The organism is Ochrobactrum sp. BTU1, assembly GCA_018798825.1.
Classification (GTDB): Bacteria; Pseudomonadota; Alphaproteobacteria; order Rhizobiales; family Rhizobiaceae; genus Brucella.
This window is the reverse complement of sequence record CP076355.1, coordinates 1,452,422-1,474,790: the sequence shown is the minus strand read 5'-3', so window position 1 is coordinate 1,474,790 and position 22,369 is coordinate 1,452,422. Positions and strand designations below refer to the sequence as shown.

Here is a 22,369-nt window from a genome sequence, read left to right as displayed (position 1 = left end):
ATTCCATGAAGCTCGCGCCACATCATCGTAATGCCCAGGATGCGCAACCGGTAATGAGCGAATTGCGGGTCGGCGTTATCGGCGGTCTTCTCGCCGCACTGGGTCTTATGTCGATGGCACTTTATACGCCAGCCATGACTGAGATTGTTCGTGCCTTTGGCACGACAGAAGCCATGGTGAAGCTCACAATATCGGTCTATCTCACGGGCTTCTGCTTTTCACAGCTTGTCTGCGGGCCGCTGTCCGATGGTTTCGGGCGGAGACCGATTACCATCGCCTTCATGGTGATTTATCTCATTGCCAGCATTCTCGCCCTTTTTTCCACCACGATTGACATGCTTCTGGTTGCGCGATTTCTGCAAGGCGTTGGGGCTGCTGTCGGGGTAACGATTTCGCGCGCAATCGTGCGCGATCTTTTCACCCATGACGCATCTGCGCGGGTGATGAACCTCATTGGTATCGTTATTGCAGTTGGACCTGCTGTCGCGCCCACACTAGGCGGTGTGACGATGGAACTGTTTGGCTGGCAGGCAATTTTCGTCGTCATGGTCTGTTTGGGCATTCTAGTTGTCCTGATGGCAATTTTCATTATCAGGGAAACCGTCAGTCGCGATCTTAGCCGCATTCGACCAAAGCAATTGTTGCGTTCTTACTGCACGTTGCTGATGAGTCCTCAGTTTGTTTATGCAAGCGTTGGTGTTGGTGGCACCACCGGCGGGCTTTATACAGCGGCCACTATTTTGCCTTTTGTGCTGATGGGGCGGGTGGGCATGACGGCAACACAATTCGGTGTGGGCCTGCTTTTGCAGACGAGTTGCTATTTTGTCGGAAGCCTGTTGTTCAGGCGACTGATGAAGTTTTATCGTCCTCGCCAACTGGCTGCAGCCGGTTATGTTGCTATGGTTGTGGCAAGCATACTGATTGCGACGCTACTCCGGGTGTTCGAGCCCGCTTACTTGTTGGTGATGATGCCCATGGGGCTTTTTGCTTTTGGCGTGTCGCTGGTCATGCCGGTGATGACTTCAGCTGGCATGGCACCATTTCCGAAGATGGCAGGTGCTGCCTCGGCCATGATGGGTTTCTTTCAGATGGGTGGTGGGCTGATTGGCGGTGCAATTGCGGCGCTGATGGGGGATCCGGTGATTGCATTTGCAACGCTTATCCCGGCGCTTGGCTTTACTGCGGCTATTGCTTTTTTGCTGTGGCGGCGTTTGCCTCAGTCGACTTGAAAACCGCAATTTCAAACTCGTATGAAAAAGCTTCCACGATCACCCGCCGGGGGTTGACTTTAGCCCCTGCCGGGCGCACATGACCCACGCAGCCGCATTTTCTTTGGCTGCATTTCAACCGGAGTTTTATTCTCTTATGCCAAGCGACAGTCACAGTCGATTGTTTCAGCCGTCAAGGCAGTTCGTGATCTGATCGTTTGCGGTCAGCTTGCACGGTCTGTCTTTGACGGCGGATCGACAGAAAGGCAAGCCTATGACCGACAACAACTTCGCCTCCGAAGTACTCAATGTTGCCGACCTCCCTGCTGCAGCAATTGCTAGCCGCATCGCCGATATTCGAACGGGCGACGCGGTAGAGATCGTCAATGAACTGGATGCAGATGACGCCGTCTCTGTTATCGCCCAGCTTTCGCACGACGATGCCATCCGCCTGTTTGATCAGCCGGAACTGGAACGCACAACCGAATTTCTGGCAATCCTTCCCCCGAACATCGCCAGTCAATTGCTTGATGGTATGTCTGCCGACCGTGCGACCGATGTCTTTCAGGAACTCGAAGATGCCGATCGTGCTCGTCTGTTCCCCATTCTTGCGCCAGAAACAAAAGCCGCGCTGAAGAAGCTGATGGGCTATCCGCCGAACACGGCCGGTAGTCTGATGACGATCGAGTTCATCACGGTGCCATCCAATTGGAACGTGGGGCAAACGCTTGATCATATTCGTAAGGTCGAGCGTACCCGCGAGACAGTTTATGCGATCTATGTGGTTGATCCGCAGACCCGTGTCCTGCTGGGGGTGGTTAGTCTGCGTCGCCTTATCATACGTGAACTTGATGAGCCGATTCTCTCGCTTGCTCGCGACGACGATCCAATCACTATATCGCCAGATGAAGATCGCGAAGACGTTGCGCGCCTGTTCCGTAAGCATGATCTTCTGGCCGTTCCTGTCGTTGATGACAGCCGCCACATCATCGGCATTGTGACTGTCGATGATGTGCTGGATGCCATGACGGAAGAAGCGAGCGAAGACGCTTATCGTTTCGGCGGCATGGAGGCGCTTGACAAGCCTTACATGCGTATCGGCTTTGGCGAGATGCTGAAGAAGCGCGCTGGCTGGCTTGGTATTCTGTTTCTGGGCGAAATGCTGACAGCAAGCGCGATGCAGCATTTTGAACTCGAGTTGGAAAAGGCACTGGTTCTCACGCTGTTCATTCCACTCATCATGTCGTCTGGCGGTAATTCTGGTTCACAGGCAACCTCGCTGATTATTCGTGCGCTTGCGCTGCAGGAAGTCAAAATCAAGGACTGGTGGCGCGTTGCCCTACGCGAAGTGCCAACTGGACTTGCACTCGGCAGTTTCCTTGGCCTCATAGGTATGTTGCGCATTGCCTTGTGGCAGCAGCTCGGCATTTATGATTATGGCGAGCATTGGATTTTGGTGGGAGCTACTGTCGGCATGGCGCTCGTCTGCATCGTGACTTTTGGCTCGGTGACAGGGTCAATGCTGCCGTTTATTCTCAAGCGACTAGGGTTTGATCCGGCGAGTGCTTCGGCGCCATTTGTTGCCACATTGGTCGACGTGACGGGGCTTGTGATCTATTTCAGCGTGGCGCTGGTTATTTTGTCGGGAACCCTTTTATAGGCTCCAGCGACAAAAAACTGTCAGAAATACAGTGTAAAAACGCATTTAAATCCGGGCTTTTCGGGTTAATTGAGGGGCAGTTTCGCACTGCCCCTTTCTAAAACGCAAAAAAACCTGTAAGAGCGCCCCATTGATTTTCCGTGCATCCACCTTGGCGCGGCTCCCAACTCATATAGAAGTGATCTCCATATGGAATTGCGTAATATCGCTATTATCGCACACGTCGATCATGGCAAAACCACATTGGTCGATGAACTGCTGAAGCAGTCGGGCTCATTCCGCGACAATCAGCGCGTTGCAGAACGCATGATGGATTCGAACGACATCGAAAAGGAACGCGGGATCACCATTCTCGCGAAGGCCACTTCTGTTGTCTGGAAGAACACCCGCATCAACATCGTCGACACGCCAGGCCACGCCGACTTCGGCGGCGAAGTTGAGCGTATCCTTTCGATGGTGGACGGCGCTATCGTTCTCGTTGATGCTGCTGAAGGCCCAATGCCGCAGACGAAGTTCGTTGTTGGCAAGGCGCTGAAAGTTGGCCTGCGTCCGATCGTGGCGATCAACAAGATTGATCGTCCGGATGGCCGTCACGAAGAAGTCATCAACGAAGTTTTCGACCTCTTCGCCAATCTCGACGCAACCGACGAGCAGCTCGACTTCCCGGTTCTATACGGTTCAGGCCGTAACGGTTGGATGGCGCTGAACCCAGAAGGCCCGCAAGACGAAGGTCTGGCACCGCTGTTTGATCTTGTTCTCAAGCACGTTCCAGCGCCAAAGGTTGCTGAAGGTCCGTTCCGCATGATCGGTACGATCCTTGAAGCTGATCCTTTCCTGGGCCGCATCATCACCGGCCGCATTCATTCGGGTTCGATCAAATCTAACCAGGCCGTCAAGGTTCTTGCTCAAGATGGTTCGCTGCTTGAAAACGGCCGCATCTCAAAGATTCTTGCATTCCGTGGCATCGAGCGTCAGCCAATTGAAGAAGCACAGGCCGGCGACATCGTTGCAATTGCTGGCCTATCCAAGGGCACAGTTGCTGACACGTTCTGCGATCCTTCAGTGAGCGAACCCCTCGCAGCTCAGCCAATCGATCCGCCAACCGTGACCATGTCCTTCATCGTCAATGACAGCCCTTATGCTGGCACAGAAGGCGACAAGGTTACGAGCCGCGTTATTCGTGACCGTCTGCTGAAAGAAGCTGAAGGTAACGTCGCACTCAAGATTGAAGAATCCAACGAAAAGGATTCGTTCTTCGTTTCCGGTCGTGGCGAATTGCAGCTCGCAGTTCTCATTGAAAACATGCGCCGCGAAGGTTTTGAGCTTGGCGTCTCGCGTCCACGCGTCGTTATGAAAGACGGCGAAAATGGCGAGAAGCTTGAGCCAGTTGAAGAAGTCGTCATCGACGTTGATGAAGAATATTCGGGCACAGTTGTTCAGAAGATGTCTGAACGAAAGGCCGAGATGGTGGAACTGCGGCCTTCAGGTGGCAACCGCGTCCGTATGGTGTTCTACGCTCCGACCCGTGGTCTGATTGGCTATCAGTCGGAACTTTTGACCGATACACGCGGTACGGCGATCATGAACCGTCTGTTCCATGACTATCAGCCATACAAGGGCGAAATCTCGGGCCGTAACAACGGCGTTCTGATTTCGAACGATCAGGGTGAAGCTGTTGCTTACGCACTCTTCAACCTGGAAGATCGCGGTCCGATGATCATTGACGCTGGCGTCAAGGTTTATCAGGGCATGTTGATCGGCATTCACAGCCGCGACAACGATCTGGAAGTCAATGTACTCAAGGGCAAGAAGCTCACCAACATCCGCGCCGCCGGTAAGGATGAAGCTGTGAAGCTTACGCCTCCTATCCGCATGACGCTGGAACGCGCGCTGTCCTGGATTCAAGACGATGAACTGGTTGAAGTGACGCCAAAATCGATCCGTCTGCGCAAGCTGTATCTCGATCCAAATGAACGTAAGCGCTTTGAAAAGAGCGGCAAGGGCGCTGCCTGATTGCTTCTGACAATATGATGAAAAGAAACGGCGCCTAAAGGCGCCGTTTTTGTTTGCTTTTATTAGTTGCGTGAATTTAGCGCTCGCCGCGGCGATAGGGCTGCATCAGTGCTTGGGGAACGCGTGCGCGGCGCGCCATGACGATCAGCGCAACAATCGACATGATGTAAGGGATCATCAGGAAAACCTGATACGGAACGACCTTGCCATACGCCGTCTGTAAGCGCAGCTGGAACGCGTCAAACAACGCGAAGAGCAGAGCGCCTAAAAGCGCGCGTGCGGGCTTCCACGAGGCAAATACGACGAGTGCGATACACACCCAGCCGCGCCCTTGCATCATGGTTGGGAAGAAAGAGTTGAATGCGGAGAGTGTAAGGAACGCACCGCCTACGGCCATCAAAGCGCTGCCGAACATGATCGTGAGTATACGAACGCGGATCGGGTTGATGCCTTGCGCCTCGGCAGCATGGGGATTTTCGCCCGTCATGCGAATGGCAAGGCCAAGTGGTGTGCGGAAAAGTACGTAACCAAGCAAGAGCGCCAGGGGAATAGCGATCCATGTGAGCGCAGTCTGGGTGCTGAGAACCTGTCCGATAAATGGAATGTCCGCCAGCCACGACGGATCGACTGGCTGAAATGGCGTGATCGTCGGTGGGGTCGAAGAAAGTGGCACCAGGAGACGAAACAGGAAGTAACTGAGGCTCGATGCAAATAGCGTTATGCCCAATCCCACTACATGTTGCGAGAGGCCGAGCGGCACCGTCAGTGCTGCATGCAGCAGCCCAAAAACGGCACCTGAAGCGGCAGCAGCAAGCACGCCTACCCACAAGTCAGCCCCGTTAAAGACTGTAAGCCACCCGATCATCGCACCAAAGGTCATGATGCCTTCAATGCCGAGATTGAGAACGCCGGCGCGTTCGCAATAAAGCGCGCCAAGCGTACCGAAAATCAGCGGTGTTGCGATGCGCAGGACCGAGACCCAGAGGCCTGCGGAAAGCAGGATATCCATCAACTCGTTCATCGGGCGATCCTGTATTGGGTGAAGAAGAGTGCAACCAGCATGGCGAGCAGTGAAAGCGAGACGGTGACATCAGCGATGAAGCTCGGAATGCCAATGGCACGGCTCATGCCGTCGGCACCGACAAACATCGCGGCCGCAAAGAGTGCAGAGAAAATAGCGCCGATGGGATTCAGATTGGCGAGCATTGCAACGATAATGCCAGAATAGCCAAAGCCCGGCGACAAGTCTGTCGTAACATAGCCTTTAACACCCATGACCTGTATCGCACCGGCGAGACCGGCCAGACCACCGGAAATGCAAGCAACTTTGACCAGCGTTTTGCCAAGGGGAACACCTGCGAAACGTGCGGCACGAGGGTTAAGCCCCGCGGCCTTTGTTTCAAGGCCAAAGACGGTCCGCTTCTGCACATATGCGATGATGAAAGCAAGGGCGATGGCAATTAGAATACCGATATGAAGCCTCATGCCCGCCATGATTTTTGGTAGCACGGCGGCATCGGATACAGGTTCGGACTGCGGCCAGCCGAAAGCTAGAGGATCTTTCATAGGCCCTTCAATCATCATCGAGACAAACAGCACGGCGACGAAATTGAGCAGCAGAGTAGTCACGACCTCATCGACGCCAAACCGCAAACGAAGGCCAAGTGGGATCAGCAGAAAGACCATGCCAGCAATCGCGCCAACGATCAGCAGTAGCGGAATAAGCAACGGGGCAGGGAGCGCCAATTGTGTGCCGCAGGCAACAATTGCCAGAGCGCCCATGTAAAACTGTCCTTCAGCGCCGATATTCCAGAGTTTGGAACGGAAAGCGACAGCGGCGGCAAGACCGGTCAGCATTAGAGGGGTTGCGCGCGTCAATGTTTCAGTGATCGAAAGCCTTGTGCCAAATGCGCCTATAGCGATCTGGCGGAAAGATTCCAGCACAGGCGCACCGGCGGCTGCAATCAACAGACCGGCGAGCAAAAAGGCAGCAAGAACAGCGATTATCGGAGCGGTTGCAACCAGAGCCATGGACCGTGTTTCGCGTCGTTCAATACGCATCAGTTGAGCCCCTTCGATTGATTGAGCACGGTCTTATCCGAAAACCACTTCAAACTTTTCGGTATCATGCCTTGCTCCATTCGCCAGCCATCATCAGGCCAAGTCTTTGTGCATTGGCCTCGCTCGCATCAATGGGTGGTGAGAGCCTTCCCTTGACGATCGCCTGAACGCGGTCAGCAAGGCCGATGATTTCGTCGAGGTCTTCCGAGATGAGAAGCACTGCAGCGCCCTGGGCACGTGCTTCCAGAATGCGGGCATGAATGGCTGCGACCGCACCTTCATCGAGGCCGCGTGTTGGCTGGGCTGCAATCAGAATACGCGGAGCCGTTTCGAGGTTGCGGCCCAGAATAAGCTTTTGCATGTTGCCGCCAGAGAGCAGGCGAATGCGGCTGTCGGGTGTGCCACCACGCACATCGAAGTCCTTGATGATGCGATCCGTAAATTCGCGCGCAGTCTTTCGATTGATCAGAATGCCCTTGGAAAACTGCGGATCGCGCACGCGTTCAAGCACGGCGTTCTCCCACAGCGTCAGGTCGCCGATTGCGCCTTCTGCATTGCGATCTTCCGGAATACGACCAACGCCGTCCGCCACAAACTGACGGGGATCAAATTTGGTCACCAATTGACCAAACATGACGAGGGAGCCGTTGGCAGGCTGGCTGAGCCCCGAAACAAGACGACCCAGCGCTGCCTGACCATTGCCGGAAACGCCGATGATGCCCAGCGTCTCGCCTGCACGCAGATGAAAGTCGAGATCAGTCAAGCGTGTCGCGCCATCCTCTGTCACGCTCACATTTTTCGCCTCGAGCAAGGTCTCGCCGGGAGTTGCGGCTGCGCGCGAAGGGCGCGAGACACGTCGGCCGACCATAAGTTCAGCCAGTTCTTCCTTCGATGTTTCGGAGGCATTACGCTCAGCGACGAGCTTACCACCGCGCAGGACCACAACGCGGTCTGAGGCTGACATGACTTCATGCAGCTTGTGCGAAATGAAGATGAGAGACAACCCCTGACGCGCCATTTCTTTCAATGTCGCAAACAGGTTCTCGGCCTCCTGGGTAGTCAGGACGGCGGTCGGCTCATCAAGGATCAGAATATCCGCATCGTTGTAAAGCGCTTTAAGGATTTCCACACGTTGCTGTTCGCCGACCGACAGATCGCCAAGCCGGGCATCGGGATCGACCTGCAGGCCAAAGCGCTTGGCGATTTCCGCGATCTTGCTGCGGGCAGCACTATGCGCTGACTTCAGCCTCCAGAGGCTTTCGGTGCCGGTGATGATGTTTTCCAGAACCGTGAGATTGGGCGCGAGAGTGAAATGTTGATGCACCATTCCAACGCCTGCATCGATTGCGGCACGGGGCTTGCCCTGCGGGATTTCTCCACCCTTGACGAAGACGCGGCCTTCATCGGGCACATAGTGGCCGAAGAGGATATTCATCAGCGTGGTTTTGCCAGCACCGTTTTCGCCCAAGAAAGCGAGGATTTCGCCGCGCTCAAGCTTCAATGAAATATTGTCATTGGCGGTCAGCGCGCCGAAACGCTTGGTGATGTTTTGCAGTTCAAGAACTGTGGTGGTCATATGTTCAACCCCGCAACGGGAAATTTGTGCTGCCAGCGATGATCCTCTTCCATCAGCTCGCCAAGGTTCAAGAGGAGATTGTCCGCTCCCATCCGTCCAATCAACTGAATTGCCAGCGGCATACCGTTTGCGTCCTCACCAAAAGGCATGGAAAGCGCCGGGAAGCCGGAAATATTGGCCAGTGCCGCGTAAGGGGCAAAGGCATTCATCTTATGCCAATGGCCGTCTACATCGTCATGATCCATTGCGTATGAACCAATTGGCTGGGGACCACGCGCGAGCATCGGGGTAATCATAACATCGAAATTGTGAAAGATCTGCCAGAGCTGATAGGCGGTATCAACGCCACCATTCATGGCGGCGTAGAGTTCGACTGCGCTCATTTTGCGCCCTCGTGATGCGACGGCACGCGTTAGACTTTCGAGCTTTGCTTCATCAATAGAGAATGCATCAATCGCTGATGCGAGATTGGCTGAAATGATCCGGTCAAACGCCGTTGCACTGGCATCGATAAGTGATGAAAGCGCGTCTGCATTGACCGTGCAAATTGTGTGGCCCTGCGTTTCAAGAAAGCGAGCAGCATCAGCAACCACTTGTTGGCTTTCTTCCGTTACCGGGTATTTGGCCAAATCACCCGAAACGATCCCAATACGCAAACTCGTAAGTTTCGTGTCTGGTGCGAATGCGACATCGGGAAGGAAGCTTTCGGTTTTTCCAGCGATCAGTGGGAATAGAGTTTTTGCATCGCGGGTCGAACGGCAAAGGGCAAATTCGCTTGCGATCCCCGCGAGATAGTTACCGAAATGCGGGCCAGCTGGCATAGCGCCACGGCTTGGCTTGAGGCCGATTAGCCCGCAGGTTGCTGCCGGAACGCGGATGGATCCGCCGGCATCGGTTGCATGCGCTATGGAGACAATGCCTGCTGCCACAGCTGCGGCAGCACCCCCAGACGAGCCGGCAGGCGACAGGCTTTCATCGAAAGGGTGACGAGCGAGAGGGCCGTCTATCGGCTCGCTTGCAAGCGCCATGCCGAATTCGGGAACAGTTGTCGTCCCGAAGAAGTTAAGACCAGCTTTGCGTAAACGCGCAGCGAGCTCTGAGTCAAGGTCTCGCGAAGCATCGGCACAGGCGCGTGAGCCAAGTCGGATGGGCAGGCCAGCACACGGTCCTCCGAGATCCTTGAATAAAGAAGGTACGCCGGAAAATGCAGCTTTGTGATCAAAAGCAGCTGCATTGCTGCGGCCTAGTTCTTCGTCGAGATATGCAATGGCGCCCAGAGGGCGCCATTTTTGTGCGGCTTCAATCGCGGCATCCATAGCCTCTCTTGCGGTCAAAACGCCTTTCGCAATCGCGTTGGCGAGCGCCGTTGCGTCCTGTTGCTTCGTATCGAGTGCCACGTCTGCCGTCCTGAAATGGGTTACTTAGGTTCAGCGGGGTTCGGTTCGATCTTGAAAGTGCCAGCCTTGATCTCGGCGCGACGCGCTTCCATCTTGGCTTCGACTTCAGCTGGTGCTGAGCCCTTGACGTAAACGATGTCGTTGCCGCCTTCCTGCATCAAGCTGAATGGCGTGTAATCTTTGCCGGTCGGCGTTCCGGCCTTAACGTCAGCAATGGCTGCATTGAGGATCGGGCGGAAATACCACATAGCATTGGCGAAGACGGTTTCCGGGTAGCGTGGCGTGTAATCGATCAACGAGCCGATTGCCTTGATACCGCGTTCTTTGGCAGCGTCTGCGGTTCCGATACGCTCGCCAAACAGAATGTCTGCACCGGCGTCGATCTGGGCAAGACCAGCTTCACGGGCCTTTGGTGGATCAAAGAATGTGCCGATGAACGAAGCATTGAACTTCGCATCCGGGCGGGTTTCTTTCACCCCATCCTGGAAAGCATTGATGAGCATGTTGACTTCCGGAATTGGCACAGCGCCAACTGAGCCAAAAGTGCCGGATTTACTCATGCCGCCTGCGAGCATGCCTGCGAGATAGGCAGCTTCAAAATTCCAGGTCCCGAAGACGCCGAAATTGTCGCCCTGTGGCTTGCCGGAGGAGCCCATGATGAATGTCGTCTGCGGATAGTCTCCTGCAACCTGGCGTGCTTCACGTTCGACTGCATAGGATTCGCCGACGATCAATTTGATGCCTTGTTCGGCATATTCGCGCATTGCGCGGGGATAATCGCTGGCGGAAACTCCCTCCGAGAAGACATATTCGATGACGCCTTCGTCATGTGCCTGCTTGAGTGCTTCATGAAGGCGCGAATTCCACGCGTTTTCAACTGGCGACGCGTGAATGCCTGCGACTTTCAGCTTTTCATCTGCTGCAAAAACGCGGGTTGAAATTGCTGTTACGCCGAATGCCGCAGACATTGCGAGAACGCTGCGGCGTGTGAGTTTGGACGTTATGGTCATGGGGACCCCTCTTGGGTGGTGTGTAGACGTGCAATTATGCGCGACTGATTGCTCTGCCTCTTTTCTCGAGGCTTATGAGCAACGTCACGTATTTCAGACGAATCTGCCGTTAATTCAAGCGGTTTTATCAGACGATTGAAATTGAGGCACTGGTTTTTCGTGGTATCTTTGTGGACATATCATCCCTGTGGTGCATAATCCGCACCATCAACGGACGACGGTCGACCTTCAAGATTGAGAGCGCTGACGCGCTGCGGAGTTTCAGCGATGATTTTGCCGCGCTTCACGACTGTCAGACGGTTGGCTTTAAGACGCAGAGCTTCCAGCGGGTCACGTGCCTGCAGCACGACGAAGTCCGCATTACAGCCTTTTTCGAGGCCGTAGCCTTCAAGGCCGAGTGCTTTTGCAGAATTGATAGTGAGAGCGTTGAAGACCTGCTTCTTGCCTTCGATCGAGGTCATCTGTGCAACATGAACAGCCATGTGGCCGACTTCGAGCATGTCACCTGAACCCATCGAATACCAAGGGTCCATAACGCAGTCATGGCCGAAGGCAACGTTGACACCAGCTGCCATCAATTCGGGCACCCGGGTCATACCGCGACGTTTCGGATAGGTGTCGGCACGGCCCTGCAGAGTGATGTTGATGAGCGGGTTTGGAATTGCGTTCATCTCAGCTTCTGCGATGAGCGGAATGAGCTTGGAGACATAGTAGTTGTCCATGGAATGCATGGAAGTGAGATGCGAGCCGGATACACGGCCCTGAAGTCCGAAACGCATCGTCTGCGCCGCTAGTGTCTCAACATGGCGCGACATTGGATCGTCGGTTTCATCGCAATGGATATCAACTGGCAGTCCGCGTTCTGCTGCGATGCGGCAGAGTTCTTCAAGGGAGGCTGCCCCATCCGACATGGTGCGTTCGAAGTGCGGGATGCCACCCACAACATCGAGGCCCATATCGAGTGAACGATTGACGAGATCAACAGCGCCCGGCGAACGAAAGTAACCATCCTGCGGGAATGCTACGAGTTGAAGGTGGAGATAAGGTTTCACCTTCTCGCGGACTTCGATCATGGCCTCAGCCGTGAGCAGGCGCGGATCGCTGACATCGACATGGCTGCGGATGGCAAGCAGGCCCTGGCTTACCGCCAGATCGCAATAACGTAAAGCGCGCTCGACCATCGCTTCAACAGTCAGCATCGGCTTTAATTCGCCCCAAAGTGCAATGCCTTCCAAGAGCGTACCGGAGCGGTTAAGGCGCGGCAGGCCAAGTGACAGGGTCGCATCCATATGGAAATGCGGATCAACGAAAGGCGGTGTCACCAGACGCTCAGATGCGTCGATTTCCTTGGCGGCCTGATGTTCACCCTTGGATGGCACGATATCGGCAATCTTGCCATCTTTGATCAGAATGTCCTGCTTTTCACGTCCGTCGGGGAGATTGGCGTTTCTCACAATCAAATCGAACATCGGCGGACCTTTCATATTTTTGGGCAGGATGGGCGGCAGGCAAGACGTGCGGCTCATTTTCATTGCCTTATACGCAACTTTGCATAGGCGCAATGCTCACGCGGGTATTAGGGGTCGTCATCCGCAACGTAAAATGCTAGGTCCCCAAAATATCGCTTTCAGGGTAACCATGTTCACCATCAGTCGTATCGAAACGATCACGCAAGAAATAAAAAAGAGCCGCTTCGTGGGTTTCGCCGCTCCCGTGGCCAACGAGCAGGCAGCGAAGGATTTCCTGGTTCAGTATTCCGATCCGTCCGCCAATCACAATTGCTGGGCATGGCGCATTGGGCAGAACTATCGCTTCAGCGACGACGGCGAACCGAGCGGCACAGCAGGCAAGCCAATTCTGCAGGCAATAGACGGGCAGCAGCTTGATAATATCGTGGTTGTGGTCACGCGCTGGTTTGGAGGCATTCTGCTGGGAAGTGGTGGATTGATGCGTGCATATGGCGGCACCGCCGCAATGTGTCTGCGTCAGGCGGAAAAGACTGAAGTGATCCCGTTGATCGGCTTTTCACTTGCCTGTGACTTTTCCGATCATGCGTTGCTGAAAGCCCGCCTCACAGCTGTGGAACATGTGATCATCGCGAATGAAAATTTCACCGCAACCGGTGTGGAAGTCACCGGTGCCATGCCGCTCGCAGTCCAAGGCGAACTGGCGCAGCTTGCTACCGATCTTACACGCGGCAAGACAATCATCAAATTTGACGACTGATCAGGAAAGCTGTGACTTCCGGAGTGCTTCTGCCGAATAGTGCTTGCGCTTGTCTTCATACATCAACAGGTCTGCCCGCTTCGCAACTGTCTCCAGCTTTTCGCCTTGCATACTGGTAGCTGCGCCCATTGAAAGCTCGATTTTGAGCTGCGAGTAGTACTGATTGTTGATGTCAACTAGACGGCGGATGTCTTCCATGACGGCGTCTGCACCACGCTCATCCACATAGGGCAGCACGACCGCAAATTCGTCTCCGCCGATACGGGCCGCATGGCCAGGCAGCTTAACAGCTTCATTTAGCACTTCACCGATGCGCCGCAGCAAGCCATCGCCGCTGGCATGGCCCAGCTGGTCATTGGCGGCTTTCAGACCGTTGAGATCGATAATGATGATAGAAACCGGTGTGTTGCCCTTGCGCTCGAGCCGATTCAACTCATCAACATAGAATGCGCGGTTATGTAGCTTGGTCAGCACATCATGCTTACCGAGATATTCGAGATATGCTTCGGCCTTCTTGCGCGCAGTTATGTCGGCAAGTGCGACCTGAACCAGCGACCAATCGTCTTCGTGGCCGGGGAGCACCGAGAACTGCAGCAAGAGGTGCCGTTCGGTACCATCAAGCGCATAATTGACCACTTCACGGCGCTGAAAATATACGCCATTCCAGAGATCAATCAGCTGCTCGCGGAAATTAGTTTCCATATCGTCTTTGAAAACGTTTGGAAGGTTTTTGAGCAGGGTCTGTTTGTCAGGTGCAAGAAACAAATCGAGCGTTTCTCTATTGATATCCAGAACGCGGATTTCGCTCATGCATTGACGCACGAACTCGGGATGAACATCAGTGAAAACGCGGAAATCGACAATGCCACGCTCGCGTATATCGTTCATCAATTGCTTTATGCGGCTGAAATCCTCAACCCAGAGCGAGACGGGGGAATGTTCGAACAGCCCTTCCGCGTGTTGCTTATGCTTATACTGCTCGCGTCGTGCTTCTTCGCGTGCCGTCACATCTTCTATAGAAAGCAGAACCCGATCCCAGCTATCTTCATGGCCTGGCAGAACCACGCCTTTAAGCTGGATGTCGAGACGTTTTCCGCTGAGTGAATAATTCACGGTATCGCTGTTGAAGGCATTGCCGCCGTTCCAGAGCTGAACCATTTCTTCAATGTGCGGATCAAGCATATCGTCGCGGAAAACACGCTCCAGATTTTCGATCAGGTGATTAACGTCGCGTGCTTCGTAAAGCGACAGGGTTTTGCGATTGACCTTTAGAACTCGGATGAGACTTGTGCAGATGCGCAACCGGGTCGTGTCTTCGTGAAGAAAAGCTCTGAAATCTGTAACGCCGAGTTTACGCCATTGCTCGAACTGCGCTCGCAACCCGCTATAGTCCTCAAGCCACAGGGAAATTGGCGCCAACTCAAAGACACTGGCACCGTCAATAAAGGCAGATTCAATATTCATTGTCGACTCTAAACCTGAGGCGTCCGTGCAATGAGCGCAGATCAAACGGGAGAATAATCGATGCCTTATATTACGCGATGACAAGTAAGACCAGCAATTATGTAGGATGACGTGTTTATTAACCAAAACTCGTAGCGATTGCTTAAAGGGCAGTTTGGTAGAGACAAGCCCATCAATAACAATTATCGATTGTATCGAAGGCCAATTATTGTTCATTTGTGCTCTCGTTTTGTTCGTTGCCAAGGGGGCTTGGTTGACGAGAGTTGTCGGGGCGGGTTTGAGGGTAATGACTAAAAATGGATGAGCGGCTAAAAAGCCAGGAAGTGCCTTTGGCCGTAGACCTCGACGGAACGCTTGTTGCGACAGATCTTCTTTGGGAAAGCGCTTTCATTCTTCTGAAGCGAAACCCTTTGCTCCTGTTTTTGTTTCCAGTCTGGTTGTGGTCCGGCAAAGCCAATTTAAAGCAGCAGATTGCGCGTCGCATTTCCATGGACGCGGGTTTGCTGCCTTATCGCCAGGATTTTCTTGAGTTTCTCCGTCGGGAGCATATGGCTGGCCGCAGGCTCGTGCTGGCTACAGCTGCAGCAGAACCTCTGGCGCGGGCGGTGGCGGCGCAACTTGGTATTTTCGAAGCAGTGCTTGCGACGAGCGGGAAGACCAACCTTTCATCGCACCGCAAGGCGCAAGCTTTGACTGAGCGGTATGGTCCGAATGGCTTTGACTATGCGGGCAATGACCGTGCTGATATCCCAGTCTTTGCGGCGGCGCGCGAGGCGGTTATCGTGGCTCCCGACCGTGCTGCGTCACGCTTTCAGAAAGCCAATCGCAGCCGGCTGTTCGAAAACAGTCCCAAGGGTATCAAACCTTATCTGAAAATGTTGCGTGTTCATCAGTGGCTGAAGAACCTGCTGGTGTTTGTGCCTGCAATCCTAGCTCACAGCATCTTTTACCCAGATGTGTTGTTGTCCTCGGTCCTGGCTTTTGTTGCTTTTTCTGCAGCGGCATCTGCGATCTATATTCTCAATGACATTATTGACCTGCCGCTTGACCGCCAACACTCTCGCAAAAAATTGCGCCCGTTTGCGAGCGGGACGCTTAGCATCCCCTTCGGGCTTAAAGTTTCAGCTTCGCTTCTGCTGATAGCAGCTGCGACGTGCATTTTCTTGCCGCCTGCGTTTGCGCTGGTCATAGGCCTTTATCTGATCGCAACGACTGCTTACTCGTTAGCGCTCAAGCGGATGTTGCTGGTCGACGTAATCTGCCTTGCTGCGCTTTACACCCTGCGACTATTGGGGGGGACAACAGCGACAGAAATTCCGCAGTCATTCTGGCTGATGGCGTTCGCTATGTTCTTCTTTCTGTCGCTCGCACTGGTGAAACGTTACGTCGAGCTACAGAGTTCGACGGTTACGGAAAAAGACCGCATTGCAGGCCGCGGTTATCGCCCTGAGGATATTGATATTGTCGGGCAAAGCGGCGTGGCCTCCGGCTTTACAGCCGTCGTGGTATTGGCGCTTTATATCAACAGTGCCGCAGTCCAGCAGCTATATACCTATCCATGGCTTATCTGGCCGCTTGTCCCGATCGTACTCTACATCATTATCCGTGTTTGGATTCTGGCGCATCGCAAGGAAATGGACGACGATCCTGTTGTGTTTCTGGCCAATGACTGGCGCAGTCAGGTGGTGATCGCAATTGGCACAGTCCTGCTGTTTGTGGCCGGGATGCGGTAATGAAACAGTCTTTCGACAGCTTTGGGCGCATCGACCGCGGCAAGCGCAACGCGATTGCGTTTGACGATGTGTTCTCCAAGCTGGAAGGCCCAGAAACTCTGCTGGCTTTTGGCAATGGGCGGTCTTATGGCGACAGCTGCCATAATGACACGGGTTTGCTTGTGCCGATGCGGACACACAATCGCATTGTGAGTTTTGATCCGCACACCGGAATTTTGGAAGCGGAATCCGGTGTGCTGTTGAGCGAAATTATACAGGCGGTTGCAAAATACGGCTATTTTCTGCCGGTCACGCCCGGTACGCGGTTTGTGACGCTTGGCGGAGCAATTGCCAATGACGTGCACGGTAAGAACCACCATTTGCGCGGAACGTTCGGCAGCCACGTCGAGAGTCTGGAGCTGCTTCGATCTGACGGCGTACACTACATCTGCTCAAGCGCTGAAAATGCTGAGCTCTTCGCTGCAACGATTGGTGGTATGGGTCTGACAGGGATTATTCTCAATGCTTGTATCCGTCTCATGCCGGTTGGATCGTTGGACGTCGAAGAACGCATCACGCCGTTTAAAAGCTTGTCTGAGTATTTCGCGATTGCAGAAGAAGCCGACCGCCACAATGAATATGCGGTGGCCTGGGTGGATCAACTGGCAACTGGCAGCTCGGAAGGGCGCGGTGTCTTGATAACCGGACATCACGCGATCAATGGCAACCGTAGCGTGAACAGTCGTGAAGCGTGGCTGGGTGTACCGTTCGATTTGCCATTTTCTGTTCTCAATAAGTTGAGCCTGACGGCCTTCAACAGTATCTATTTTCATGCAAAGCGCCGCAAGCAGGAGCCGCATCTGACGGACTCAGCAGGCTTCTTCTATCCGCTGGATGGCTTGCACAATTGGAACCGCTTTTATGGTCCAACCGGGCTATATCAGCATCAGAGCGCCATACCTTTTGATACGGCAGAGAAGACTATCCCCGCAATGCTCACATCAAGTCGTGATGCCGGACAGTCCTCCTTCCTGACAGTGCTCAAGCGCTTCGGCGATCTTCATTCTCCCGCGTTGCTGTCATTTCCAAGGCCCGGATATACGCTTACGATGGATTTCCCCAATCGCGGGCGCAAAACGCTTGATCTGCTGGACCAGCTTGACAAAATGACCGTCGAGGCAGGCGGGCGCGTTAATCCATACAAGGATCAGCGCATGAGCGCTGAAACATTCAAAGCGGGATTTCCAGAATGGCAGCAGCTTGAAGACATGCGCGACGCGCGGTTCTGCTCCGATTTCTGGCGGCGTACCGCATTAAAGAATTAAACCACGGGACAGACGATGAAATATATTCCATTCATTCTCTTCACGGTCATGACCAATGCGGCAGCACAGCTGCTGCTCAAATACGGCATGATGACGTTCAGTAGTGCCAGCTATACAGCGGATACGCTGATTTACCGGATCTTTCAGATTGTCTTTAATCCGTGGGTTTTCGCTGGATTGACTATGTTCGTGATTTCCATGGCATCGCATATGTATGTGCTCTCAAAAGTCGATTTGTCTTTTGCCTATCCTTTCCTGAGCCTTGCCTATGTCGCCGTGGCGGTTTTCGCGTGGCTTTTGTTTAAGGAAGAACTCGGCGCCTACAAGATTGCGGGCATCGCTTTCATCTGCATTGGAACAGTGCTGATTGCGCAGAGCGGCAAGACGCCGAATGCCGAACAGAACGCGGCGGTTCACGACAGTTCAGCATCATAAATTTAAGGTTGGGGCAGAGTTATGAGACATATTATTTTTGGTGGGGATGGCTTTGTAGGGCGTTATTTGGCTCCCTTGCTTCTCGCCGACGGCCATGAAGTGATTGTCGCAGACATCGTGAAAAGCGATCTTGCGCATTATGCACAGGTAACTTTCGTGCACACGGATGTGACCGACCTGGACGCAATCCGCAAGCTTGGGCTTCGCGCCGACGATATGGTTTATAATCTCTCGGCCAAAATGCTGTCACCGCTTCAGGTGCGGGCCAAACGTCACGATTTCTTTTTTCCGGTTAACTATTACGGCACGGAAAACATCATCAAGGCGATGCACGAAGCAGGTGCAAATCGCCTCGTGCATTTCACCACTGACATGGTTTATGGCCATACTTATGTCTGGCCGCAGAAGGAAGATCACCCATGCAATCCGCTTGGCGAATATGGGTTGTCGAAGCTAAAGACCGAGGAGCTGGCCGCAGAATGGCGTAAGCGCGGCATGAATATTTCGCTGTTTCGTCCACGGCTAATAATAGGGCCGGGACGCCTTGGCATTCTGGAAAAGCTGTTCAAGCTGATTGATAACAATCTGCCGGTGCCGATGATCGGCTCTGGCAAAAATCCTTATCAGTTCATTTCCGTGTTCGACTGTGCGTCTGCCTGCTATGCGGCCTTCAAGGCAGGGGTGCCGAACGAGGTTTATAATCTCGGCTCGCTCAATCCGCCGCCGGTGCGCAAACTGCTCGGCGATCTGGTCAAGCACGCGGGCTCCAAGTCCATTCTGGTTCCGACACCAGCCTGGGCGGTCAAGCGCACGCTGGATTTCCTCGACTGGGTCAACAAGCCTTTGATGGATCCGGAGCAATATCTGATTGCCGATGAAATGTGCATTCTCGATGTCTCGAAAGGCGAGCGGGAGCTCGGCTGGGTGCCGCAATATCGCGATGAAGAGATGCTGATCGCAGCCTATAGCGAATATCACAAAAAGCTTGCATCGAAGGCAGCGTGAGGACTGATCATGACCAATCAAGTTATAACGAATACCACGCCTAAGCCGAAGCTTCTGACGGTTGAAGACGCCAAGGCGCTTGACCTGCCACGCATGACAGAGCTTTTCACAGGACACCTTAATCCGGGACAGCTGCATTTTATGAAGTTGCTCGGGTTTCAAAAGGTGAAAATCGAGCGTGCCGAAGGCATGTATTATTATGACCAGAATGGCCGCAGGATTCTCGATTTCTTTGGTGGTTTTGGTTCGCTGGCGCTGGGGCACAATCACCCGCGTATTCTCGAAGCACGCCGCAAGTTTCAGGATGAAATGCGGCACGAAATCGCCATCGCTTTCATGTCGCAATATGCGGCGGCACTGGCCTATGACATTGCAGCCTGCTCGCCGGGCGATCTTGATATGGTATTCTTAGGCTCGTCCGGCTCGGAAGCGATGGAGGCTGCAATCAAGGTTGCAGAACGTGCCGCAGGACCGAAGAAGCCGAAGATCGTCTATGCCGAAAATTCTTTCCACGGCAAAACCAAGGGGGTGCTGTCGATCACCGATGGTGGACTTTATCGTGGCGAGTTCAGGCTCATCGACAATACGGTACGCGTACCGTTCGGCGATATTGATGCCATTGAAAACGCGTTTCGCGCGGACCCTGAAATTGGCGTTATTGTGCTTGAAACCGTTCAGGGTGGCGGAGGTATCATTCAGGCCGATACCGCATTTTGGCAGAAGCTGCGACAGCTCTGTGATCAGTATGGTGTTATTTGGGTCGCGGACGAAGTGCAATGCGGCTTTGGCCGTACCGGAAAGTTCTATGCCTTTGAACATTACGGTGTTATTCCGGATGTTACTGCCTTGGCCAAGTCGCTGGGTGGTGGCAAAACGGCTATGGCTGCGATGATTGCCAAGCGCGACGTCTATATGAAAGCCTATGGCACGCCCAAGACGGCGATGATCCACGCCATGGCGACTTTCGGCGGCATCGGCGAAGCTTGCATAACCTCCATTGAAACGATTAACGTGCTTTACGACGAGCATCTGATCGATAACTCGGCAGAGATTGGCGATTATCTGCTGGAGCGTCTGAACGACCTGCACACGCGTTATCCTAAACTCATCAAAGAAGTGCGCGGCAAGGGCATGATGGTTGGGCTGGAGTTCCATGACTTCTCCAACGCAATGCCAATGGTGTTGCGCCCTGTACTGGCTATGCTTGATGAAAAGCTGAAGGGTTCGTTGCCAGGCTTTATCGGTAGTCATCTGCTGCGTGATCACGGCGTACTGGTGGCTTTCACCGAGTATAATCGCAACGTTATCCGCCTTGAGCCGCCACTGATTTGTGGCCGCGTGCATGTTGATGAATTCATAGCAGCGCTTGATGAAATTCTTGGACGAGGCATTGTTGGCATCGTCAAGGATTTCGTAAAGGCGCAGATCAAGTAAGAAAAAAAAGCCGGGCGAACCCGGCTTTTATATTATTTGAGAATGCCGGGGCGTAGCAGTAAATCCCAGCAAGGGTCGATTGCGATAACATCGCGATCTTTGAGTGCGTTGGCATAGATTTGCTGCAAGGCCAGGCGGGATGTCGTCATCGGACACTTAGGTCGCAATATGCCATCGGTTGCTTCAACTGCCGCTTTTGTCTCTGGTGTCATTGCTCCGACAGTGCGGAAAGGGTCGGCACCGATCTGGATTTTCCTGGTGGCTTCTCGGTTGAGGAGCCACGGAAAGGGATCGGTGAAGTCGAGGGTCATCAGCGTTTTTAACCGGATGCTGTTTTCTGCTTCGAATTTTTTGAGCGCCTTGACTGCTTTGTCGACCGAGATAAGCCAGTAAATCTGAAAGTCGAGCTCGGAATAAAGCCGCCAGCTCGGCAGCTGCCCTTGCTGCGCCAGTGCTTCATAGGGCGCGGAATAATCCTCATAATGCTGCGGCAAGAGTTTAGCCCGCTCCATCATGTCGGCTCTGGCGGAAACCTGAGCCATGTTTTTCACCTCGGTAACGGGCGGCTGAACATATGTCGGGGCGACAGCAATTGCGCGCAATACTTTATGTCCAATGTTGCTGAGCGTGGGGACTGCGATGAATCCCGTCAGGATCACCACAGTCATTTTGATTTTATTGTCGCTCAACGGCTTGATGCGTTGCCAGATGATGAGCAAAACTGGCCACAGAAAAATGAATTCCTGGCTGCCGGTGTTTTGTGTTTCGACAAAGATCCCACCGGCAAGCGTGATTGCGAGCCAAACTGAGCCGCGATCGAAAAAGCGGGCTGGGGTGATTTTGCCGCGTGTTTCGAGCCAGAACAACACAAGAACCAGAATGCCTGCTGGCAGAATAACATCGAGCTTACCGGATATGACGGTGAGAAAACGTGGCAGCAATACTGCTTGGTTTAGCACGAGCAATTGGACGATATCTGCAAGATAGGCTGATATCATGTGGCCGTTAAGTTCCAGTCCGGCGAGCACCACGAGGGCTGCAACAATGGCCATTAGCACATTGCTCATCGAGATCCGCCCGGCAAGAAGGGCTGTAAATCCGAAGAGCCCGCCAACAAGGAAACCAGTGATTTTTGTCAGAAACAAGCAAAGCATCGTCGCGGCACAAAACAGTGCAAGCTTTCTGCCGTTTGGTATGAAAACGAGCCCCGCGAGCAGCACATAAAGCAGCAGGTTCGCCTGGCGATTATAAATGCCGAAGCCATCGAGACCGGGATAAGACGTTTCAAACTGAGCATTTGCCGGAGAGATAGCGAAAATCAGAAACGGGATCAGCAATGCAAAAGCCGTGAATCGGTTTTGCCGGTCAATACCGGCAACGACGAGGCCCATTAGTGGCGCGGCAACTACGAGTGTCGACCATTGCGCGAGCAGCATTGGCTGAGCATAAGAGAAGACGTTCAGTCCCCAAGCGAATAGATAATACCCCAGTGGCCCTGCAGGAGTGAAGAAATCAACCGATGGAATCTGCCCGGTATCTATGCGCTGAGCTGCATCGAGATAGATGTAGGTGTCCCAATACATCGGGCCGATTGGCACAACAAGCGGCAGGGCCAAAACGACTAGAAGCAAGGCAAGAACGAGCACCATCCAGAAGACCGGACCGCTTATGAAACGTGATCTTCCAGATTTTTTATTCGACGTTGAAGAGACCGAAGCTTTCAAATTCTGCCCCCGCTTCCTTGAAAATGGTCCAACTTTATATTGTTCCTAACCGCTAGACGTTTAAAAACTCCAAAACACGTCTTGCGCTTGCGATATACAATAATATGGTGCCGCGAAGA

The 22,369-nt window shown here is 53.6% G+C and carries 17 protein-coding genes; 9 read left to right on the top strand and 8 right to left on the bottom strand.

Annotation, left to right across the window (positions count from 1 at the left end):
• Positions 1-5 precede the first annotated feature (5 nt).
• From KMS41_18130 to typA, 3 genes are all read left to right on the top strand, one after another.
• Positions 6-1,229 carry a multidrug effflux MFS transporter gene (locus KMS41_18130; GenBank protein ID QWK79390.1) on the top strand — a complete coding sequence of 408 codons (1,224 nt, stop codon included), beginning with the start codon at positions 6-8 and terminating at the stop codon, positions 1,227-1,229.
• A gap of 253 nt (positions 1,230-1,482) precedes the next feature.
• Positions 1,483-2,868 (top strand): magnesium transporter, encoded by a 1,386-nt coding sequence (mgtE, locus tag KMS41_18125; protein QWK79389.1) that lies wholly within the window; start codon positions 1,483-1,485, stop codon positions 2,866-2,868.
• A 189-nt stretch (positions 2,869-3,057) separates the two neighbouring features.
• Complete coding sequence (gene typA / locus KMS41_18120) at positions 3,058-4,881, top strand: translational GTPase TypA (GenBank protein ID QWK79388.1); 1,824 nt, start codon at positions 3,058-3,060, stop codon at positions 4,879-4,881.
• A 76-nt stretch (positions 4,882-4,957) separates the two neighbouring features.
• On the opposite strand, the gene KMS41_18115 is transcribed toward typA, so the two are convergent.
• The 6 genes from KMS41_18115 to KMS41_18090 all read right to left on the bottom strand — a co-directional run bounded on the left by KMS41_18115 (position 4,958) and on the right by KMS41_18090 (position 12,394).
• Positions 4,958-5,902 (bottom strand): ABC transporter permease, encoded by a 945-nt coding sequence (locus tag KMS41_18115; protein QWK79387.1) that lies wholly within the window; start codon positions 5,900-5,902, stop codon positions 4,958-4,960.
• Positions 5,899-6,942: an ABC transporter permease gene (locus tag KMS41_18110; protein QWK79386.1), complete on the bottom strand. Its 1,044-nt coding sequence runs from the start codon at positions 6,940-6,942 to the stop codon at positions 5,899-5,901. The genes KMS41_18115 and KMS41_18110 overlap by 4 nt, the downstream gene beginning before the upstream one ends.
• Before the next feature lie 64 nt (positions 6,943-7,006).
• Positions 7,007-8,518, bottom strand: a complete 1,512-nt coding sequence (locus KMS41_18105) for an ABC transporter ATP-binding protein (protein ID QWK79385.1) — start codon at positions 8,516-8,518, stop codon at positions 7,007-7,009.
• On the bottom strand, positions 8,515-9,915 hold the full coding sequence (locus tag KMS41_18100) for an amidase (GenBank protein QWK79384.1): 1,401 nt from the start codon (positions 9,913-9,915) through the stop codon (positions 8,515-8,517). The genes KMS41_18105 and KMS41_18100 overlap by 4 nt, the downstream gene beginning before the upstream one ends.
• Positions 9,916-9,935: 20 nt before the next feature.
• Positions 9,936-10,925, bottom strand: a complete 990-nt coding sequence (locus KMS41_18095; GenBank protein QWK79383.1) for a BMP family protein — start codon at positions 10,923-10,925, stop codon at positions 9,936-9,938.
• Positions 10,926-11,104: 179 nt separating this feature from the next.
• Positions 11,105-12,394, bottom strand: coding sequence for an amidohydrolase family protein (locus tag KMS41_18090; GenBank protein ID QWK80306.1), 1,290 nt, complete (start codon positions 12,392-12,394; stop codon positions 11,105-11,107).
• A gap of 169 nt (positions 12,395-12,563) precedes the next feature.
• Here KMS41_18090 and KMS41_18085 point away from each other — a divergent pair, with 169 nt between their 5' ends.
• On the top strand, positions 12,564-13,151 hold the full coding sequence (locus KMS41_18085) for an IMPACT family protein (protein ID QWK79382.1): 588 nt from the start codon (positions 12,564-12,566) through the stop codon (positions 13,149-13,151).
• On the opposite strand, the gene KMS41_18080 is transcribed toward KMS41_18085, so the two are convergent.
• On the bottom strand, positions 13,152-14,615 hold the full coding sequence (locus KMS41_18080; protein ID QWK79381.1) for a GGDEF domain-containing protein: 1,464 nt from the start codon (positions 14,613-14,615) through the stop codon (positions 13,152-13,154).
• Between the two features lie 296 nt (positions 14,616-14,911).
• On the opposite strand from KMS41_18080, the gene KMS41_18075 reads away from it, so the two are divergent.
• Genes KMS41_18075 through KMS41_18055 form a run of 5 tightly spaced genes read left to right on the top strand, consistent with a single transcriptional unit; the run spans position 14,912 to position 20,526 of the window.
• The gene (locus tag KMS41_18075; protein QWK79380.1) at positions 14,912-16,348 is read left to right on the top strand and encodes a UbiA family prenyltransferase; all 1,437 of its coding nucleotides are present in this window, start codon (positions 14,912-14,914) and stop codon (positions 16,346-16,348) included.
• Complete coding sequence (locus KMS41_18070) at positions 16,348-17,652, top strand: FAD-binding oxidoreductase (GenBank protein QWK79379.1); 1,305 nt, start codon at positions 16,348-16,350, stop codon at positions 17,650-17,652. Before KMS41_18075 ends, KMS41_18070 begins: the two co-directional genes overlap by 1 nt.
• Positions 17,653-17,667: 15 nt before the next feature.
• The gene (locus KMS41_18065) at positions 17,668-18,087 is read left to right on the top strand and encodes an EamA family transporter (GenBank protein QWK79378.1); all 420 of its coding nucleotides are present in this window, start codon (positions 17,668-17,670) and stop codon (positions 18,085-18,087) included.
• 21 nt (positions 18,088-18,108) lie between these two features.
• A complete protein-coding gene (locus KMS41_18060; GenBank protein ID QWK79377.1) occupies positions 18,109-19,092 on the top strand; it encodes an NAD(P)-dependent oxidoreductase in 984 nt (327 codons plus the stop codon).
• Positions 19,093-19,101: 9 nt separating this feature from the next.
• The gene (locus tag KMS41_18055) at positions 19,102-20,526 is read left to right on the top strand and encodes an aspartate aminotransferase family protein (protein ID QWK79376.1); all 1,425 of its coding nucleotides are present in this window, start codon (positions 19,102-19,104) and stop codon (positions 20,524-20,526) included.
• A gap of 32 nt (positions 20,527-20,558) precedes the next feature.
• Here KMS41_18055 and KMS41_18050 read toward each other — a convergent pair whose 3' ends face one another.
• Positions 20,559-22,136: a hypothetical protein gene (locus KMS41_18050; GenBank protein QWK80305.1), complete on the bottom strand. Its 1,578-nt coding sequence runs from the start codon at positions 22,134-22,136 to the stop codon at positions 20,559-20,561.
• Positions 22,137-22,369: the final 233 nt, after the last annotated feature.

What these genes read in the sequence shown, in the direction of transcription:
- KMS41_18085 (QWK79382.1), top strand. Translation starts at nt 12,564, where the DNA reads ATGTTCACCATCAGTCGTATCGAAACGATCACGCAAGAAATAAAAAAG.
- KMS41_18055 (QWK79376.1), top strand. Translation starts at nt 19,102, where the DNA reads ATGACCAATCAAGTTATAACGAATACCACGCCTAAGCCGAAGCTTCTG.
- KMS41_18060 (QWK79377.1), top strand. Translation starts at nt 18,109, where the DNA reads ATGAGACATATTATTTTTGGTGGGGATGGCTTTGTAGGGCGTTATTTG.
- KMS41_18105 (QWK79385.1), bottom strand. Translation starts at nt 8,518, where the DNA reads ATGACCACCACAGTTCTTGAACTGCAAAACATCACCAAGCGTTTCGGC.
- KMS41_18065 (QWK79378.1), top strand. Translation starts at nt 17,668, where the DNA reads ATGAAATATATTCCATTCATTCTCTTCACGGTCATGACCAATGCGGCA.
- KMS41_18095 (QWK79383.1), bottom strand. Translation starts at nt 10,925, where the DNA reads ATGACCATAACGTCCAAACTCACACGCCGCAGCGTTCTCGCAATGTCT.
- typA (QWK79388.1), top strand. Translation starts at nt 3,058, where the DNA reads ATGGAATTGCGTAATATCGCTATTATCGCACACGTCGATCATGGCAAA.
- KMS41_18070 (QWK79379.1), top strand. Translation starts at nt 16,348, where the DNA reads ATGAAACAGTCTTTCGACAGCTTTGGGCGCATCGACCGCGGCAAGCGC.
- KMS41_18075 (QWK79380.1), top strand. Translation starts at nt 14,912, where the DNA reads ATGGATGAGCGGCTAAAAAGCCAGGAAGTGCCTTTGGCCGTAGACCTC.
- mgtE (QWK79389.1), top strand. Translation starts at nt 1,483, where the DNA reads ATGACCGACAACAACTTCGCCTCCGAAGTACTCAATGTTGCCGACCTC.
- KMS41_18080 (QWK79381.1), bottom strand. Translation starts at nt 14,615, where the DNA reads ATGAATATTGAATCTGCCTTTATTGACGGTGCCAGTGTCTTTGAGTTG.
- KMS41_18130 (QWK79390.1), top strand. Translation starts at nt 6, where the DNA reads ATGAAGCTCGCGCCACATCATCGTAATGCCCAGGATGCGCAACCGGTA.
- KMS41_18090 (QWK80306.1), bottom strand. Translation starts at nt 12,394, where the DNA reads ATGTTCGATTTGATTGTGAGAAACGCCAATCTCCCCGACGGACGTGAA.
- KMS41_18115 (QWK79387.1), bottom strand. Translation starts at nt 5,902, where the DNA reads ATGAACGAGTTGATGGATATCCTGCTTTCCGCAGGCCTCTGGGTCTCG.
- KMS41_18110 (QWK79386.1), bottom strand. Translation starts at nt 6,942, where the DNA reads ATGCGTATTGAACGACGCGAAACACGGTCCATGGCTCTGGTTGCAACC.